The following is a 1,683-nucleotide window of genomic DNA, read 5'->3' as shown; positions in this document are numbered from 1 at the left end:
GTCAGCCTGGTGCCGCCGAAGGTCATCACAGCCGATCCCGACATCGACGTGGTCCAGGCGATGGTCGCCGACGCCATCGACCGGGCCGAGGGTCCGAAGGCCGCGCCCGCTCCCACCACCGACGAGGCGCCCGCACCGGCGACTGCCGACGGCACGACCGCCACGACGCCGGCCCAGCCGTCCGCGATGACAGGTGGCTCCTTCGGCACGCTCAAGGAGGGGTACGCCGCAAACCAGGCCGACGACCTCGGATCGGTCTGCTGACTCGCCTGCCCCTAGGGTGTACGGCGTGGCTCACGGTCCGGATCGACGCGTCGTCGCGGTCGTCGTCACGTTCAACCGACTGCCGCTGGTCAAGCGACTCGTCGCGCGTCTCGGCGAGGTCGACGGCCTCCACGAGGTGCTGGTGATCGACAACGCCTCGACCGACGGCACCAGTGCCTGGCTGGCCGCCACGCCGACCACCGGCGAGGTCCCCGTGCTGGCGCGCACGCTCGATCGCAACCGGGGTGGCGCGGGCGGGTTCCACGACGGCCTCGGTTGGGCGGTGGACCGCGATGCCGACCTGGTCTGGCTGATGGACGACGACGGCCTGCCCGAGCGTAACTGCCTCACGCTGCTGCTCGGCCACGACTACGACTTCTGGGGACCACTCGTCGTCGACGAGGTCGACACCGACGAACTCGTCTTCCCCGTGCGCCCGCCCGGCACCGCGACTGCGCTCCGGACCGTGGCCCAAGTCCGGGCCAGGGCCCGCGACGGCGTCCTGGCCGACATCGTCATCCCCTTCAACGGGGTGCTCGTGACCCGCGAACTCGTGGACCGGATCGGGCTGCCGCGCGAGGAGTTCTTCATCTGGGGCGACGACCACGAGTACCGGCTGCGTGCCGAGGAGGCGGGCGCCCGCGTCGCCACCGTCGTCACCGCCACCGTCCGCCACCCCAGTGTCGGCAACCTCGGCACCCCGATGATGTTCGGCCGCACGACCTACAACGACTCGCCGAGCGACCTCAAGCACTACTGCATGGCCCGCAACAACCTGGTCAACCTCCGCGACTACCGCGGCCCCCTGCACGCGATCGCCTTCGTCGTGAAGACCGCGTGGTTCTACGCGTTCACCCGCCCGAGCCTGTCGCGCCTGCGGCTCAGCGTGGGTGCCATGCGGGCCGGCATCGCCGGCGACTTCGAGGGTCACCGGAGGTTCCTGTGACGGAGAGCGTCGCGGTCGTCGTGGTGACCTTCAACCGGGCCGACCTCCTCGCCCGGATGCTCGACGGCATAGCTGCGCAGACCCACGCGCCCGACGCTGTCTTCGTCATCGACAACCTCAGCACCGACCACACTCGCGCCATGCTCGAGGCGCGCGCCATGGACGACCTGCCCCTCCACGTCACCCACTCCGAGACCAACCTCGGCGGTGCCGGCGGCTTCCACCTCGGCGTACGCCGTGCCTACGACGCGGGGTTCGACCGCATCTGGCTGATGGACGACGACGTGGTCCCCGCCCCCGAGTGCCTCGCGGCGCTGATCGCGGTCGACGAGGACTGCCTGATCACGGTGCGCGAGGACCTCGCGGGCACGCTCGTGGAGAAGGCGGCCATCCACTTCGACCTGCGCAACCCCCTCGCCGTACACCCCAAGCGCGCCGCCGTGGACACGGTCTACGCCGATCGGGCCTCGATG

General features: G+C 70.8%; 2 protein-coding genes and 1 pseudogene. All 3 read left to right on the top strand.

Annotated elements, in window-relative coordinates:
- A pseudogene (locus RMO85_RS18820) lies at nt 1-264 on the top strand (hypothetical protein); the annotation flags it as partial.
- A gap of 25 nt (nt 265-289) precedes the next feature.
- On the top strand, nt 290-1,210 hold the full coding sequence (locus RMO85_RS18815; RefSeq protein WP_310530248.1) for a glycosyltransferase: 921 nt from the start codon (nt 290-292) through the stop codon (nt 1,208-1,210).
- A partial coding sequence (locus RMO85_RS18810) for a glycosyltransferase (protein WP_310530247.1) occupies nt 1,207-1,683 on the top strand: 477 nt, incomplete at its 3' end. The genes RMO85_RS18815 and RMO85_RS18810, both read left to right, overlap by 4 nt.

Source organism: Nocardioides sp. (genome assembly GCF_031422975.1).
Taxonomy (GTDB): Bacteria; Actinomycetota; Actinomycetes; order Propionibacteriales; family Nocardioidaceae; genus Nocardioides.
This window is presented reverse-complemented; position numbering and strand designations above follow the sequence as displayed.